The following is a 16,837-nucleotide window of genomic DNA, read 5'->3' on the forward strand; positions in this document are numbered from 1 at the left end:
AAAGTAGGGCTGTCAAAGTTCTTTAGGTCCTGCTGTAATAAAGCCCTGACGCTCGGTCGCCAACAGGTGTTTACATAATTCACTAGTGAAATAAGAGGTACTATTCGACTCCAGATGCTGCGCCATGCGCTCGAGTCGATCAAAACTCACCTCAGCCGGCGCTATTGTGTTCCATAAACGCTGGCTGCGTAAACGTAAATTCGTATCAGGCTCACGTAATTTACGTATCAGGTAATGCTGAATGCCAGCCAGCTCCTCTTTGGCAACGGCTCCAAGCTGTTCGCTGAAGTTCTTTAGAAACGCTTTCATGCGCGCCTGTACCTGTGCCGCGTCATAACGACTCGATTGTACGTACATGAGCAGATGGGGGCGTTGCTCAATGGGCATGTAGGTACTGCCGACCAGATAACCTAGTTGCTGCCGGGTGCGCAGTTCATTAAACAAATGCGGTTGAATAAACTGGTTCAGTAATAATAGCGAGGTTTGCTCGGCAATGCTGGTATTGGCCCCCTGAATAACGAACAATACCGCATGATCACTATGCCGCGTTTGTAACTGGCCTCGTTGCTGTAGTCGGCCCGAGTCAACCAGGTCACTCAGTTCATGGGTGGCGGGCATACTTTCCTGCAAGCCCGCCGTTAACCGAAAGTGCTGCCGGGCACTTTGTAACAGCGGGCCGACGCGATCGCTATTCAGGTCGCCATGCGCAAAAATTTTAAGCTCGGCACGATTAAACAGAGCCTGACGCCAGTCGTCAAATTGTTGCCGGGTTACGTCAGCCAACGCCAGCGCCAGATCGCTCAGCGCATACATCTGTGGCTGCAATAAAACATTTAAGCGAGCGAACAAAAGGTTAAGTGGCTTATTCGCCAGCGCGGACTGCCAGTTCGACTGTAGCTTCTGATGAATATCCTGCCAGCGCGCGGCACTGAAATCGGTAGCAACAAAACGCTGTAACAGGTCAGCGGCAAGCTCTACAGCGCCATGGGAGTAACCGCTGATATGCAAGGTTATGCCATAGTGCTGCGGATAAATATTAAAATGCAGGCCGGCAACTTCGGCATCGTAGCAGGCTTCATTGAGCCTATCGATCATAAGCTCGCACCAGAGCCGGGCACAGGCATAATGACTGGCGCTGGCAGTGACTTGCGGCAGGGTAAACTGACAGTAAATGTGCGCTTTGGGCGCACGGAAATCAGGATCCTGTAACAACCACAGCTGTAGGCCTGGCGCAACCTCCTGTAACTGTGGTTGCTGTTGCACTGGTTCACTTAGCGGTAAAGGTGACTCCAACGGTTGCAGGTAACTGTTTGGTGCTGGCAGTTGGATAGTGCTCGCGGGAGGCTGCTGCCAGGCTGTCAGCACCTGTGATTCGATGGCCTGCAACTGATAATCTGTGCCATAAATCGGCTCATGTTCGCGCACCGGAAGATCGCGGTGGATGAGTGTCATTCGCAAATGTTCAGCATCCATTTGCTGCAGTAGTTGGTTTGCCTTGTCGTGATTCAGACCGGCCATGCGATAATCGCCAAAGATAATATCCTGTGCCGTATAGTGATGCATATTGATGGCCAGTTGTGGCGCTAAATCGGACGTACGTGCCGGCTCCTGAAACCGGAACGCGTTAGCGATGGCAATTTGCCGCTCCTCATAACGCCATTCTTGCAGGCCCTGCTCACGTATGTGCCGGACCGCGGCAATTACCTGTTCGGTAATCCTACCAGTGTGCTTTAAACCGTCCGCAGTTAGCTGCATATTCAGGTTAAAGTCCTTGAAATTACTGCCACTAATGCCGCCTCCAGCTGACAGGCTGTTAATTAAATTACTGCGATGAAGCTGGGCATAAAGGCTGCCGGGCCCCTCATAACCCAGTAAATGCGCGAGGAAGCTGGTGGTCTTAAATGGATAATCGCTGTCGATTTCGGGTAGCGCGAAAGCCAGAATCAGGCGTCGCGCGTCTTTTAACGGACGCACGTTCAGTTGCACACCCAACTGGCTCGGTAAATAGAGCGGCTGTTGCTCGGCCTGCTTTGCTGGTCCGCCACCGGGAATGACTGAGAAATAGTGGCAGGCATAGTCTTCGAGAACATCGAGTGACTGAGGCCCCGCGAGGACCAGGGTCATGCGGTTTGCCCGATACCAGGTGGCAAAAAATTGTTGCAGGTTCTGGCGTAATACTGAGGTATCGCCATCTTGTGTCAGCGTGGCGAGATTGCCTACCGAAAACTTGGCAAAGGGGTGGGCCGGATTCGATGTCGCTTTATGAACCTGATAAAGGCGTCTTAATTCGTCGTTCTTCTTTAACCGGAACTCCGACTCGATGCCATTCACTTCTTTGGCGATCCAGTCTGGATTAAAGGTCGGTTGGTAAAAAAAGCGTGAAAACCGGTCGAGTAGTGGCGCGAACTGACTTGCATCTACGCTGCAGTAGTAATTGCTGTACTCGGTACCGGTCCATGCGTTGTGGTGGCCGCCGTGCTGGTGAATGAAGTCCTGATAAGCGGTAGCCTCCGGGTATTTTTCGGTGCCCAGAAACAACATGTGCTCGAGAAAGTGAGCCAGACCCTGTGAGTCTATCGGATCCTGGAAGTGACCGGCAGCAACCGCCAGCGCCGCGGTACTTTGCTGCGCTGCCGCGTCGTGTACTAAGGTACAACGTAAGCCATTGGTGAGCGTTACCACCGCATAGCTACGATGGTCTGTAGGGCTTTTTATTATGTCACTAAAACGCTCGAGGCTGTTGCTCGGTTCCATACACTCCCCATTTGGTGCGCAGAGTTGTGGAAGTGCGCTGGCAACGGCCTGATTATTGATCCAGCGGCGTATCGAAATTTTTCGGACGGTCGAAATCGCCAGCATAGCTGACCAGGCGATCGTCGACAAAGGTTAAGGTCACAGTACGACGGTAATCATTACCACGGCCAGAGTCCATATTAAAAACGTAAAACCAGGTGTCATCGGTAAATACATTTTCAGCTACGGGAGCGCCGAGCACATAGTTCACTTGCTCTTTACTCATACCTACCCGTAACTGGTCAACATCACGCTGTTCCAGATAGTTACCTTGAGGAACATCAATGCGATGTACCAGTCCATCAAAGACCGTGCATCCACTCAGAGCGATGACAAGACTTGCCAGCAGTAATTTCTTCATAAGAATTCGACTTTACTTCATGTTAATAGAGTTCAATAGTTCCGATGATAAACAAAGCCAACAGGAATAACTAGCCTTGTCGCAACAGATTGACCGATTTCTCCGGTAAAGGTTGCATCATGGCCTCTAACAAGCTGTTGCCAGTAGCTCCTTTGCGTTTGCCTTGGTGGTATCCGTAATCTGATCCCCCCCCAACAGCCGTGCCAGTTCAATGACACGATGCTCATCATCAAGTTGCGTCATATGGGTCTCGGTATGCGCGCCATCGGTGGTTTTATCGACGCGTAGTTGTTGATGGGCCATTGCGGCGACCTGGGGTAAGTGCGTCACGCAGATCACCTGGTTGTGCTTACCTAATTGCCGCAGTAATTTACCAACAGTCGCGGCAGTTGCGCCACTGACACCGACATCTACTTCATCAAACATGAGCGTCGGTGTGGTCATCTGGGCTGCAGTGATAACCTGAATAGCCAGACTGATACGCGATAACTCACCACCGGAGGCTACTTTTGCCAGTGCCTGTAACGGCTGTCCCGGGTTGGTCGTTACCTGAAACTGTATCTGATCGGTTCCCTGACGGGTTGCCGGTGCGTTAGCCTGGTGCTCAACGGCAATAACAAAACGTCCGTGCGGCATGTTCAGCGCCTGCATAGAGCGGGTAATTTGCTCACTTAACTCGTGCGCGGCGGCGCTACGCTGGGCTGAAAGTCGGGCCGCCGCGTGTCGGTAGCTTTGTGCTGCGGCCTGTACTTCTTCGTCCGAATTTGCCAACGCGGCTTCGGCTTCATCCAGCTCAGTTAATTCAGCGCGTAATTGCCGATGTACCTCTGGCAGCCCAGCGGGTTCTAACTGATGTTTACGTGCTAGCTGCACGGCTTGGGTAACGCGTTTTTCGGCCTGTGCCAGCGCTTCATCGTCCAGCTCAATGGCATCACTGTAATGGCGTAGCTCGCGGGCCGCTTCTTCAATTTGCACGCTTGCATCGTTCAGCATTTTGACCGCCGGCTCCAGTGCCGGGTCATTCTCTAATTGTTGCTCAAGCCGGTTTAACGCCACCTGCACCAGGCTATAAGCGTTATTATGCTCGCCTTCATATAAGGCATTCAGCGCAAACTGACTGTCTTCCTGTAAAACGGAGCTGTTACTCAGACGCTTATGTTGCTGCTCCAGCTCCTGATATTCACCTTCTTTCAGCGCAAACTGATCAAGTTCCTCAACCTGGTAACGAATCAATTGAGCGCGCGCCTGACGCTCCTCTTGTTGCTGTTGCGCGAGTTTCTGCTGCTTACGCAGCTGGTACCAGGTTTGATAACAACCACTGACTTCCTCTAGCAGGTCATGATGACGCGCATAGGTATCCAGTAACTCAAGCTGATGCTCCGGCTTGGTCAGTAACTGGTGCTCATGCTGGCCATGAATATTGACTAATAAGGGCGCCAGTTGTTTAAGCTGAGCCAGATTGACCGGGCAACCATTAATCCATGCTTTCGAGCGGCCTTCGCGGGTAATGACCCGGCGTAACACGCAGTGCTCCGGATCGTCGTCATCGGCAAGCTCCTGCGCCGACAGCCATAGGGTGGCCGGACTGCCTGCAGCAAGCTGGAAACTGGCTATCACCTCAGCCTTATCAGTTTCCGGGCGGATCATATCGCCTTCGGCACGATCGCCAAGACACAGCCCCAAAGCGTCGAGAGCAATGGATTTACCCGCACCGGTCTCACCGGTGATGGCGGTCATACCATTGTGTAAATCGACATCAAGCTGACGAACGACGGCAAAATTGCGAACGTGTAGATGCACCAACATAAGAAGCTCCTCTTGCATGACGTGCTACAACTACTGTGTTTACATACAGTAGTTATACAGTATTTATACAGTAATGCAAGCGTCGGCTCAGAAGAGTCGGCTACCCCAGCCCAATTTATTTCTTAACACTCTGAAATAGCTATGATCTTTCGGATGAATGAGTTTCAGGGTGTCAGCATATTTGTGAATCAGCACTTCATCTTTTGGCAGTACTTCCATTCGTACGTGGCCGTCACAGCTAAGTTGCAGGTTGCCATTTTCCGGCGAAGGTTTTAAATGCAGGGTACAGCCAGCGCCAACCACAATCGGGCGGCTGCTAAGTGTATGTGGAAATTTGGGTACTAGCGTAATGGCATCCAGTCCCGGAGTAAGAATTGGGCCGCCGCCAGAAAGTGAATAAGCGGTTGAGCCGGTGGGCGTACTGACGATTAAACCGTCGGAGCGCTGGCTGTGAACAAAGTCGTCATTGATATAAACCTCAAACTCAATCATGTGAGCAACTTTGTCCGAGTGCAGCACTACCTCGTTGATAGCGCGCCCGACATCACGGCGTTCGCCGTCGCGCAAGACTTCTGCTTGTAACAAGAAACGTTGCTCCGCAACATACTCCCCGGCAAGCACGGGCTTCAGTTGCTCAATCACGTGGTCGGGATCAAGGTCAGTCAGAAAGCCGAGGTTGCCACGGTTTACACCAATCACGGCAATATCATACTCACACAAGACACGGGCGGCACCGAGCATGTTACCATCACCTCCAACGACGATAGCGAGATCGGCAGCATCGCCAATCTCTTCCAACGGCAAGGTCGGGGTATTGTTTCTATCCAGTTGCTGGGCAGTTCGCTCTTCAACAATAACCTCGACGCCCAGCTCACCAAGTTCGTCCAGCAGAGTTAATAAGGTCGTACGGGTAGCCTCATGATTGACCTTACCGAGCAGGGCAACGCGCCGAAATACCAAATCTTGTTTCTCTGCCATGAAAGTTCCCCCGATTTTTGCAATGATGCCTTGAATCAAAAAATCGTGCCCCCATAACAGAGCACAAGCTTAGTTATATCATATCGAAAGAGTAACGAAACATGACCAAACACGATCAAGCGACAGAAAATGAGCAAAATGCTGCAACTGAACAGCAACCAGAGTCACAATCAGAAGCTGCGGCGGAAGCTGAAGAGAACCTGACCAGTGAGGTTGATGAGCGCATTGCCGAACTGGAATTGGCCTTGAGCCAGGCAGAACAGCGCGCCGAAGAATCGAAAGATCGCGCCGTCCGCGCCGTCGCTGAGATGGAAAACGTGCGCCGTCGCGCTTCTCAGGACGTCGAAAAAGCGCATAAATTTGCTTTGGAAAAGTTTGCCAACGAAATTCTGACCACCGTTGATAACCTTGAGCGGGCACTGGCGATTGCCGATCAGGAAGAGACGATTAATGAGAATTTCCTGGAAGGTATTCAATTAACTCACAAAAATTTACTGAGCACGCTGAACAAGTTCGGTATTGAAGCTGTCGGTGAAGAGGGCGAAGCCTTTAACCCGGATTTGCATCAGGCGATGTCAATGCAGGCCGCAGAAGGGAAAGAAAACAATACGGTGCTGGCAGTGATGCAAAAAGGTTATACCCTGAGCGGACGATTGTTGCGACCGGCCATGGTAATGGTAGTCAAAAACTAAGGTTTCCGCTTACAAAAGGGACAAACAGGACGTTTGGCGCGATATTTTCAGTTGTAAATTCGCGTTTATAGATTATTATCAAATGTTGGGAGCTTGAAAAGGCTCGCTTTTTCGATCTCCTGGCATGATGATAATCATAAAAATTATAAAGGGCGTCCTATGACTACATTCCTTGAAGAGCTCAAGCTGAACCGCTTGGCGTTGGCTATTGGCTGTGTGTTTGCTGCATCGAGCCCGGCCGTATTCGCGCAAGATACCGGTGCAGATGATGAGCAAGAGAACACCGCAACCGAAGAGCCCGCTGAAAAAATTCAGGTTCTGGGTTCACGTATCCGTACCGACGGCCTGGACCAGGCTTCTCCGGTAGAAATTATTAGTGCCAGTGAGGCAGTTGACCAAGGTTTGGTAACCCTTGGTGATTTGCTTCGTACTTCAACTGTTGCCGCAGGTTCAAACCAGATCACTGCTGCGACCTCGACCGCATTTGTCACCGAAGGTGGTACCGGTACTGAAACACTCTCCCTGCGCGGTCTTGGCGCAAACCGTACCCTGGTGCTTCTGAATGGTCGCCGTATCGGCCCTGCTGGTACCCGTGGTCAGGTTTCTGCGTTTGACCTTAACATTATGCCGTTGTCTGCGGTTGAACGGGTTGAGATCCTGAAAGATGGCGCGTCTTCTTTGTACGGTTCTGACGCTGTTGCCGGGGTAGTGAACATTATCACTAAAGATGGCGACGAGAGCAGCTTCAATTTGAACATGGTCCAGCCAATGGATGACGGCGGTTCACAATTCCGCCTGAGCGGTACCATGGGGCGCAGTTTCGACAGTGGCTCAGTTCGCATCGTAGGTGACTATCAGAAGCAACAAGAACTTGCTCGTGGTGATCGCGACTTCTTTGCTTGTGCCAATGCTTATGTGTTTGACCCGGAAACCGGCGAGCGTCGTGACGTGGTTGACCCGCGCACAGGCGAGTATCATTGTAATGACCTACTTTGGGGGCACGTCTGGATTTATGACTACTCAGGTGAAGTTCCTATTGATGCGAAAGCGCAGTACGACTACGACGGTAACTTAGGTCAGTACCTGGACTCATTCAATGAGCGTGCCACAGGTCCGGCGTCAATGCGTACACCAGAAGGTTGGTATCCGGTCGCTTATGATCGTGAGTCATTCGGTTTGACCAACGCCGATCACCCATTTCAGGATCTCGAAACCCTGTCACCTGAAACCGAAGTAGCAACGGTGTTCGTTGAAGGTGAGTACTGGGCTTCTGATACCACCACCATGTACGCGGAAGTATTGCTGAACCGTCGTAAAACCATTACCAACGGTTACCGTCAGTTCTGGAGCTACATTTATAACGAGAACTTCTTCGCAGGTAACTCGTTAAGCGAAGGCTGGACCGGTGCACAGTGGTTAAGCCCAACCCCAATTACTGATCATTCCGGCAGTGAGATTACTGTTGACTACCGTCGCTTTGTGGCGGGCATCGAAGGCTCTATCGGCCAGTGGTACTGGGATATTAACTACCAAGATAGCCGCAGTGACGGTGACTACCAGACTAAAATTATCTATCAGGATGCTATTTTCGACCAAAACTTCCTGACCGGTTCCTGTGAAGGCATGGAACTGTCGGTCCGTGGTATTCCGTGTCAGGACGTACCATGGTTAGACCCACAATTCCTCGCTGGTAATATCAGCCCGGAAATGCAGGAATTCCTGTTTGGCAGCGAGACCGGTAACACTATTTATGAGCAGCGTACCCTCGAAGGTACTATCTCTGGTGAATGGTTTGAAATGCCTGCCGGTATGGTTGGCGTCGCAGCCGGTTTGTCGTTCCAGGAAGATAAAATTAATGACACTCCAGGAGAAGTGACACTGGCGGGCAACAGCTGGGGTATGACATCAGCTGGTATTACCCGTGGTGATTCCTTTACCCGTGCCGCCTTTGCCGAGTTGCAGCTGCCTTTGGCGCGTGACCTACCATTGATGAAGCGCCTTGACCTTTCCATGTCAGCACGTTTTACTGATGTCTCAACCTACGGTAACGACACCACCTACAAAGCAAGTCTGAACTGGACAGTTAATGACGATTTCCGTATCCGCGCGTCGCAAGGTACGTCGTTCCGCTCACCTGCGCTTTACGAGTTGTTCTTAAACGATCAAACAAGCTTTGCTCGTCAGGGAAGCATTGATCCTTGTAGACTGTGGCAGCAAGCCGAAATTAACGGCACCATTTCTGAACAGACCGCCGAAAACTGTGAGGCTGACGGCATACCACCTGATTTCGCAGGCGCTGCGATTTCTGCCGAAGTGACCACCAGTGGTGGTTTAGGTGATCTTGAGGCAGAAACTTCAACAGCGCGTACCTTAGGTTTTGTCTGGACACCGGACTTTACCGAGTTTGCGATGAGTATCGATTATTTTGATATTGAGATCGAAGATGAAGTAACACTGTTAGGTGCGGGGACCATTGTCTATGGCTGTTATGAATCTCAGAACTTTGAGACTGAGCCACTGTGTGATTTGTTCACCCGTAACGAGACTGACTTACGTGTTGATAACGTTATCAACAACTACATCAACATTTCAAATCAGATCAACCGCGGCATCGATTTGCAGATGAGCTATCCGTTTTCAACCAGCTTTGCTGAGTTTGAATTGAGCTACGAGCACACTTATCAGATCGAAGCGTCACGTAAGTTATTGCCAACTAGTGTGCGTCAGGACAGTGCAGGTCGTCTTGGTCGTCCGGAACATGTGGGTAACTTTAACTTTGCTATGATGAAAGGCGACTGGACCTTTAACTGGACCGCGCGTTACATCGGTGATGCATCGAACCATGAGTTTTATGGTGAGGGTGAATATCGTGATGACGCCACCTACTGGGGTGAGGAAGTTCGTGTTGATTTAGCGACTCCATCGGTCGTTTATCATGCGTTCTCAGCAACGCGCGACTTTGTCGAAGAAGGTGTAAGTGTAACCTTTGGTTTGGCGAATGCCTTTGATAAAGAGCCGCCTAAGCTTTCATCACACAGCTTCGCTACACGTATCGGTAATGCTGCGTTCTATAGTCAGTATGACTGGCTGGGACGTCGTGCCTTCGTGAACATTTCGTACGAATTCTAAGTTTAGAATTCAACGACTACGAAAAAGTAAAATGCCGACCTAGTGTCGGCATTTTCTTTTTTATGGCACACTTTTTTGTGGCACACTGAAACGAAACTTCAAATAACAAAAAACAAGAGAGTAACCAATGGCCCGCGTTGTCACCAAGCCCGACACTTTGAATCAACTGAATCAGGACTTTGAGCAACAGGTATTAACCGTACCGGTGTTCCTCAACTCTGTGCCGAAGTGTGGCACCCACCTGATTCGTAATATTTTTCGTATGTTTGTGCCGGTCAATCAGCAGTACCACGATACTTTCATTCAGATCCCGGTGCTGCGACAGCATGTTGGGGCATTTAATTACCTGCAGCCAAAGTTAAGCTGGGGTCACTTATTATTCTCTGATGAATCAGCCATGGCATTACGCAAAGCGCAGCATCTGGTGGTGGTGCGCGACCCTTACGACTGGGTGCTGGCTCGGGCACGTTTCTTCTTGTCGGATAACTTTCAGGGCAATCTGGAACACCTGAAAAGCGGTCAGATCAATTTAGAAGAAATTCTGAATATGATGATTTTTGGCATTCATGAGAAAGTACCGTCTTTATCGGACATTTATACCCACAATGCTGCCGCCTGGCTTGGCACGGGCACCAAACTGGTGCGTTTTGAAGAGTTAAAACACCACGTGCAGAACCTGGAAAGCGATGACGCTGAACAGTACTTCCGTGAACTGCTAAGCGTATTGCAGTTACGCGAGTTTCCAACGGACTGGCGCGAGCGCGTGCGGGTGGGGTCTGATCGCGAACAAAGCGGCACCTATCGCGATAATTTAACCAATACCGCCTTCACCTTGCCTGACCAGCTGCCGGAGCAACAACGTAAGCTGGTGGACTATGCCGCGCCCGGCTTACGCAACTTGCTTGGCTATTGCGATTAACGGGGAGCCGCGTCATGACTAAACGCAAAATTTTGATTGTCGGTGGTGGCTCTGCCGGCTGGATGACCGCTGCTTATCTGAATGGTGCGTTAAACCGTCGCGGCGAAGACCATCGAGTCGATATTGAACTGTTAGAGTCGCCTGATACGCCTCGTATCTCAGTAGGGGAAGCAACGATTCCCTCCATGCGCCACCTGTTAGCGGTGGTCGGCGTGAACGAGCTGGACTTTATGCGCGCTACCGAAGCGACGTTTAAACAGTCGATTAAGTACGTCAACTGGGTTCATAACGACAACAGCTTTTATCATCACCCATTTAGCAGCCTGCGCGCCCAGCCGATTGACTATGCTGGCAGCGACTGGCTGCGCAGCGATCGCAGTGTGCCTTTTATGGAAACCTGCTCTATCCAGCCGCTGGTCTGTGAGTGGGGACGGGCGCCGCAAATGTTTGGTGAGTGGCGCATGGGCGCGCGGCTGAATTACGCCTACCAGATGAACGCGCAGAAGTTTGCCGACTACCTGCGTGATTTTTCTAACGCTCGCGGCGTGCGGCACATAATGGCCAACATGCAGCAGGTTGAAAAACATGCCAATGGCGATATTCGCGCGGTCATCACCGATCAGGGTGAGACCTTAGGCGCAGACCTTTTCATTGACTGCACTGGCTTTCGCTCGTTGCTATTGGAGCAAGAGATGGGCGTCGGTTTTGAAGACTTCGGCAAGTATTTGCTTTGCGACCGTGCAGTTACCATGCATGTGCCGTACGAAACCCATTATCCGGGCATGGTGCGACCCTATACCACAGCGACGGCGCTCTCCAATGGATGGATATGGGATATTCCGATGCAAAGCCGCCGCTCGATCGGTTATGTGCATTCAAGTGCATTTATCGATAAAGAAGCTGCCGAAAAAGAAATGCGTGCTTATCAGGGCAACAACACCGAAAACCTGCCGTGCCGTTTTATTCCTTTCAAAGCTGGACGGCGGCACCAGCAGTGGCAGGGCAACTGCGTCGCGATAGGCTTGTCAGGTGGTTTTATTGAACCACTGGAGTCAACCGGACTGTATCTCAGCGATTTAGGTGCAGTGCTGCTGGCGGAGCATTTCCCCTGGCATCAGGACGATATGAAGCCTTTAGCCAATCGCTATAACCGGCTGATGACCAACCGCTACTATGAAATTCTTGATTTCATCAATATGCATTACTGCATGACCAAACGTACTGATACCGAGTTCTGGCGCACGGTGCAGCAACGCGAGCATATTACCGATCGGTTATTGGCAAAACTGGATTTCTGGCGCAGTAAGCCACCCAGCATGCATGATTTTCAGGATCAGTTCTTTCCCGGTATGCCGACTGCCGCGGCGGCCGGTGTCGACAGCGGTGATACCCGTCCGCCGATTGACACTGGTGGGCTATGGAACCACGAAAGTTACGAGTGCATTTTGTATGGCATGGAGTTTCTTCAACAGGAATGCGATAAGTGGTTTGGTACCGGGCGCCCGCCAACCCGCGTCAATCCAGCTATTTTGCAACGCTTGCAGATGGCCCGGCAAATGCTGCCGCCGCATGAGCTCTGGCTGCAGCGGGTGCTCGGGATGGCTGAGTACCGCCCGGCAGGAACGCCGGCGGGCTGGGTGGTATAAAAAAATTAACCCCAACACTTGTAATCCTTTTTCGCACCCCCATAACACTGTCAACCAATTATGAAATCCCTGAAACGGGGCATTGAAAACCTAAAAATGCCCCCCATATCAGGAGTAACAAAGTAATTTGAATGTTGGAGTTGGAGACAGACATGGGCAAAATTATTGGAATTGACTTAGGTACCACAAACTCATGTGTTGCGGTACTCGACGGTGACAAAGCGCGCGTGATTGAGAACGCCGAAGGTGACCGTACTACGCCATCAGTCGTGGCTTTTACCGATGACGGCGAGACGTTGGTGGGACAACCAGCGAAACGTCAGGCGGTAACAAACCCGAATAAAACCTTATTTGCAATTAAGCGTTTAATCGGTCGTCGCTTCAAAGACGAAGAAGTACAGCGTGATATCGGTATCATGCCGTACAAAATTGTTGAAGCTGACAACGGTGATGCCTGGGTTGAAATTAACGGCGACAAAAAAGCGCCACCGCAAATTTCTGCAGAGATTCTGAAAAAGATGAAGAAAACTGCAGAAGACTTCCTTGGTGAAAAAGTAACTGAAGCAGTTATTACTGTACCTGCTTACTTTAACGACGCGCAGCGTCAGGCAACCAAAGACGCCGGTCGTATCGCCGGTCTGGAAGTGAAGCGGATTATCAACGAGCCAACCGCAGCCGCGCTGGCCTACGGTATGGACAAGAAGAAAGGTGATAACACCATTGCGGTGTATGACTTAGGTGGTGGTACCTTCGATATCTCAATTATTGAAATTGATGAAGTTGAAGGCGAGCACACCTTTGAAGTACTGGCCACTAATGGTGACACGCACTTGGGTGGTGAAGACTTTGATAACCGTCTGATTAACTACCTGGTTGAGCAGTTCCAGAAAGATCAGGGCATTGACCTGCGTAAAGATCCGCTGGCGATGCAGCGTCTGAAAGAAGCGGCCGAAAAAGCCAAAATTGAACTGTCATCAGCGCAGCAGACCGAAGTAAACCTGCCGTACATTACCGCAGATAACACCGGTCCTAAGCACCTGGCGATTAAAGTGACCCGCGCCAAACTGGAGTCGCTGGTAGAAGACTTGATCACCAAGTCGCTGGAGCCGGTAAAACAAGCATTGGCGGACGCTGATCTGTCAGTGAGCGATATTCAGGACATCATCATGGTCGGTGGTCAGACCCGGATGCCGAAAGTATTGCAGGCAGTGACTGACTTCTTCGGTAAAGAGCCGCGTCGTGATGTGAACCCTGACGAAGCTGTTGCGGTGGGTGCTGCTGTACAGGCGGGTGTCTTGCAGGGTGACGTAAAAGACGTGCTGCTACTTGACGTGACGCCACTGTCGCTGGGTATCGAAACCATGGGCGGCGTGATGACCAAGCTGATTGAGAAGAATACCACGATTCCTACCAAGCAATCGCAAACCTTCTCAACTGCAGAAGACAACCAGTCTGCGGTGACGGTCCATGTGATTCAGGGTGAGCGTAAGCGCGCCGCTGATAACAAGTCACTGGGTCAGTTTAACCTGGAAGGTATTCGTCCGGCACCGCGTGGCGTACCACAAATCGAAGTCACTTTTGACCTTGATGCCGATGGTATTCTGCACGTGTCTGCGAAGGATAAAGATACCGGTAAAGAACAGAAGATCACCATTAAAGCCTCTTCGGGTCTGAGTGACGACGAAGTCGAGAAAATGGTACGTGACGCCGAAGCACATGCTGAGGAAGACCGTAAGTTTGAAGAAATGGTACAGGTGCGTAACCAGGCGGACAGCTTAGTACACGCAACCCGCAAGCAACTTGAAGAAGTTGGCGATAGCCTGGACAGTGCTGAGAAAGAGAAAATCGAAGGCGCAATTGGCGAACTCGAAGCAGCTGTGAAGAGCAACGATAAAGAAGAAATCGAAGCGAAACAGCAAGCTCTTATCGAAGCCTCTGGCAAGCTGATGGAAGCAGCCCAGCAAAAAGCGCAACAGCAGGGTGCTGATGCCGGTGCTGGTGGCCAGCAAGCGAAGCAAGATGACGATGTTGTCGATGCCGAGTTTGAAGAAGTCAAAGACGAAGATAAGAAGTAAGCATACGCCCACCGGGTGTCTGTGATAACAACGCACGGGGGTTGCCAGCAGGTGGCCTCCGTGTGTTTGTATCAGGGCAAAGCAAATAAAGAAAAGTGGAAGACGCAAGATTATGGCGAAACCAGATTTTTATGAAGTGCTGGGCGTAAGCAGAGATGCCAGCGAACGCGACATCAAAAAAGCCTACAAGCGCATGGCGATGAAATATCATCCTGACCGTACCAAGGGTGATAAAGAGCTTGAGCAGAAATTTAAAGAAGTCAAAGCTGCCTATGAAGTTTTGATGGATCCGCAAAAACGAGCAGCCTATGACCAGTACGGTCATGCCGCTTTTGAACAGGGCCAGGGTGGCTTTGGTGGCGGTGGCGCTGGCGCGGCGGACTTTTCGGATATTTTTGGTGATGTGTTCGGTGACATTTTTGGCGGTGGCGGCGGTCGTCGCGGACGCGCACATGCGGCGCGTGGCGCCGATCTGCGCTACAACCTGGAGCTCTCGCTGGAAGAAGCCGTTCGCGGCAAAGAAGTGGAGCTGAAAATTCCGAAGCTGGCTGAGTGTGAAGACTGCGACGGCAGTGGCGCACGTAACGGCAGCAGCGCTGAAACCTGTTCACACTGCCATGGTGCCGGACATATTCAGATGCGTCAGGGCTTCTTTGCAGTGCAACAACCCTGTCCGCATTGTCGTGGCCGCGGCAAGGTAATTAAAGACCCATGTCGCACCTGTCATGGTGAAGGGCGCGTCGAGCGTACCAAAACACTCAATGTGAAAATTCCCGCCGGCGTGGATACTGGTGATCGCATTCGTCTGAACGGTGAAGGCGAAGCGGGCGAAATGGGCGCACCAGCAGGTGATCTGTATGTGCAGGTGCATGTCCGTGAACATCCGATTTTTAAACGCGACGGTAATAACCTATATTGTGAAGTACCGTTAAGTTTCACCCACGCGGCGTTAGGTGGTGAAATTCAGGTGCCGACGCTGGAAGGTAAAGTGAAGCTGAAAATTCCGGCAGAAACGCAAACCGGTAAGCTGTTCCGGCTGCGCGGCAAGGGCGTTCGTTCCGTACGTACTGGCGCGACCGGCGATTTAATTTGCAAAGTGGTCATCGAAACGCCGGTTAATTTGTCGGATGATCAGAAAGACCTGCTGCGCCAGTTAGATGAGTCGATGGGCAGCGGCGAAGAAGCGGCGCGCTATCGGCCAAAGGAAAAAGGTTTCTTTGACGGCGTGAAGCGCTTCTTTGATGACTTGCGTGGCTAACGCCGACGCTGAAGAAAAGGAGATAAACGATGCGCATACTTAAATCTGGAGTCATCGCTCTGGCTTTGACCGGGCTGGTAGCTTGTACGCAGTCGCCGACTGGGCGCTCGCAGCTACAACTGTTCAGTAGCGATGAAATTGCTCAGTTAGGTGCGCAAAGTTACAGTGCCATTAAAGAACAGGAAAAGGTCTCCCGCGATCCGCAGTTAAATCAGTATGTACAATGTATCAGTAATGATTTGATTGCGGTGCTGCCAAGTCCATGGGGGCAAGAGCAATGGGAAGTGACGGTGTTTGAAAGTGACATGGTCAATGCCTTTGCCTTGCCGGGTGGCAAAATCGGTGTTTACACAGGCCTGATCGATTTGGCGGAAACGCCGGATCAACTGGCGGCGGTGATTGGTCATGAGATTGGCCATGTTATCGCGCAGCACAGTAATGAGCGCATGTCGAATCAGTTCGCTGCCGGTGTGGGTCTGCAACTGGGCGGTCTGTTGATCGGCCAGGAGATGGACAGCGATAAAGCGGCGCTGGTCATGGGTGTGCTCGGTGTTGGGGTGCAACTGGGCTATATTCTGCCGTATTCACGCATTCATGAGAGTGAGTCTGACGAGCTGGGGCTGCGTTATATGGCGGCAGCGGGCTATGATCCGCGTGAAGCTGCTGAGTTGTGGCGCAATATGGCCAAGCAGGGCGGGCAAAATCCTCCGGAATTCCTGTCCACCCACCCCTCGCCACAAACCCGCATTGAAGCGCTGGAAAAACTTGCGGTAGAAGAAATGCCAACCTACCGCCAGGCTCCCAAAGCCAACTGCCCCAAACCTTGAGTTCCCTGTTTGCGTTCCGTGCTTAAGGTGCGGTTCAGCTTCTCAGGTCCAGGGACGCCGTGAACCCGTCCGTGAGAGCTTCGGGGCTTCAGTGCGCTTAGCGAACCTTTTCTCAGGGACGCCGTGAACCCTTCCCTGGGGGCTTGGCGGCCGCATCCCTGCGGCCGACACCCTGAGAAAACGCTCGCTAACCACACCACGCCCCTCGCATTCGCAAACAGCAAACAGCAAACAACGCTTCCACCTCTCCAATATCCACTATCCAATATCCAATAACGTTTTTGCCTTTCCAACAACCAATAACGTTTTTGCCTTTCTAATAACCAAACGAACTAATGTGGCGCATGCCGCGT

At 51.4% G+C, this 16,837-nt stretch carries 11 protein-coding genes; 7 read left to right on the forward strand and 4 right to left on the reverse strand.

Going from position 1 to position 16,837, the window contains the following annotated elements; genetic code table 11:
• Nucleotides 1-12 precede the first annotated feature (12 nt).
• From CWI71_RS08235 to nadK, 4 genes are all read right to left on the reverse strand, one after another.
• Nucleotides 13-2,754, reverse strand: a complete 2,742-nt coding sequence (locus tag CWI71_RS08235) for an insulinase family protein (protein ID WP_198678766.1) — start codon at nt 2,752-2,754, stop codon at nt 13-15.
• Nucleotides 2,755-2,806: 52 nt separating this feature from the next.
• Nucleotides 2,807-3,154 carry an outer membrane protein assembly factor BamE gene (locus tag CWI71_RS08240; protein WP_126754792.1) on the reverse strand — a complete coding sequence of 116 codons (348 nt, stop codon included), beginning with the start codon at nt 3,152-3,154 and terminating at the stop codon, nt 2,807-2,809.
• 126 nt (nt 3,155-3,280) lie between these two features.
• Nucleotides 3,281-4,960: a DNA repair protein RecN gene (gene recN, locus CWI71_RS08245; protein ID WP_126754793.1), complete on the reverse strand. Its 1,680-nt coding sequence runs from the start codon at nt 4,958-4,960 to the stop codon at nt 3,281-3,283.
• Nucleotides 4,961-5,047: 87 nt separating this feature from the next.
• Nucleotides 5,048-5,938, reverse strand: coding sequence for an NAD(+) kinase (nadK, locus tag CWI71_RS08250; protein WP_126754794.1), 891 nt, complete (start codon nt 5,936-5,938; stop codon nt 5,048-5,050).
• Nucleotides 5,939-6,039: 101 nt separating this feature from the next.
• On the opposite strand from nadK, the gene grpE reads away from it, so the two are divergent.
• From grpE to CWI71_RS08285, 7 genes are all read left to right on the forward strand, one after another.
• Nucleotides 6,040-6,630: a nucleotide exchange factor GrpE gene (grpE, locus tag CWI71_RS08255; RefSeq protein ID WP_126754795.1), complete on the forward strand. Its 591-nt coding sequence runs from the start codon at nt 6,040-6,042 to the stop codon at nt 6,628-6,630.
• Between the two features lie 159 nt (nt 6,631-6,789).
• Nucleotides 6,790-9,759, forward strand: a complete 2,970-nt coding sequence (locus CWI71_RS08260; RefSeq protein WP_126754796.1) for a TonB-dependent receptor domain-containing protein — start codon at nt 6,790-6,792, stop codon at nt 9,757-9,759.
• A gap of 127 nt (nt 9,760-9,886) precedes the next feature.
• Nucleotides 9,887-10,678, forward strand: coding sequence for a hypothetical protein (locus CWI71_RS08265; protein ID WP_126754797.1), 792 nt, complete (start codon nt 9,887-9,889; stop codon nt 10,676-10,678).
• A 14-nt stretch (nt 10,679-10,692) separates the two neighbouring features.
• Nucleotides 10,693-12,324 (forward strand): tryptophan halogenase family protein, encoded by a 1,632-nt coding sequence (locus CWI71_RS08270; RefSeq protein WP_126754798.1) that lies wholly within the window; start codon nt 10,693-10,695, stop codon nt 12,322-12,324.
• A 152-nt stretch (nt 12,325-12,476) separates the two neighbouring features.
• Nucleotides 12,477-14,399: a molecular chaperone DnaK gene (gene dnaK / locus CWI71_RS08275; RefSeq protein ID WP_126754799.1), complete on the forward strand. Its 1,923-nt coding sequence runs from the start codon at nt 12,477-12,479 to the stop codon at nt 14,397-14,399.
• A gap of 112 nt (nt 14,400-14,511) precedes the next feature.
• Nucleotides 14,512-15,657, forward strand: coding sequence for a molecular chaperone DnaJ (dnaJ, locus tag CWI71_RS08280; protein WP_126754800.1), 1,146 nt, complete (start codon nt 14,512-14,514; stop codon nt 15,655-15,657).
• Nucleotides 15,658-15,686: 29 nt separating this feature from the next.
• Nucleotides 15,687-16,484 (forward strand): M48 family metallopeptidase, encoded by a 798-nt coding sequence (locus CWI71_RS08285; protein ID WP_126754801.1) that lies wholly within the window; start codon nt 15,687-15,689, stop codon nt 16,482-16,484.
• Nucleotides 16,485-16,837 lie beyond the last annotated feature (353 nt).

Origin of the sequence: Pseudidiomarina insulisalsae (genome assembly GCF_003987065.1) — a bacterium.
GTDB lineage: Bacteria > Pseudomonadota > Gammaproteobacteria > Enterobacterales > Alteromonadaceae > Pseudidiomarina > Pseudidiomarina insulisalsae.

Coding starts and splice junctions, on each gene's coding strand:
- CWI71_RS08235 (WP_198678766.1), bottom strand. CDS start 2,754: ATGGAACCGAGCAACAGCCTCGAGCGTTTTAGTGACATAATAAAAAGC.
- CWI71_RS08240 (WP_126754792.1), bottom strand. CDS start 3,154: ATGAAGAAATTACTGCTGGCAAGTCTTGTCATCGCTCTGAGTGGATGC.
- recN (WP_126754793.1), bottom strand. CDS start 4,960: ATGTTGGTGCATCTACACGTTCGCAATTTTGCCGTCGTTCGTCAGCTT.
- nadK (WP_126754794.1), bottom strand. CDS start 5,938: ATGGCAGAGAAACAAGATTTGGTATTTCGGCGCGTTGCCCTGCTCGGT.
- grpE (WP_126754795.1), top strand. CDS start 6,040: ATGACCAAACACGATCAAGCGACAGAAAATGAGCAAAATGCTGCAACT.
- CWI71_RS08260 (WP_126754796.1), top strand. CDS start 6,790: ATGACTACATTCCTTGAAGAGCTCAAGCTGAACCGCTTGGCGTTGGCT.
- CWI71_RS08265 (WP_126754797.1), top strand. CDS start 9,887: ATGGCCCGCGTTGTCACCAAGCCCGACACTTTGAATCAACTGAATCAG.
- CWI71_RS08270 (WP_126754798.1), top strand. CDS start 10,693: ATGACTAAACGCAAAATTTTGATTGTCGGTGGTGGCTCTGCCGGCTGG.
- dnaK (WP_126754799.1), top strand. CDS start 12,477: ATGGGCAAAATTATTGGAATTGACTTAGGTACCACAAACTCATGTGTT.
- dnaJ (WP_126754800.1), top strand. CDS start 14,512: ATGGCGAAACCAGATTTTTATGAAGTGCTGGGCGTAAGCAGAGATGCC.
- CWI71_RS08285 (WP_126754801.1), top strand. CDS start 15,687: ATGCGCATACTTAAATCTGGAGTCATCGCTCTGGCTTTGACCGGGCTG.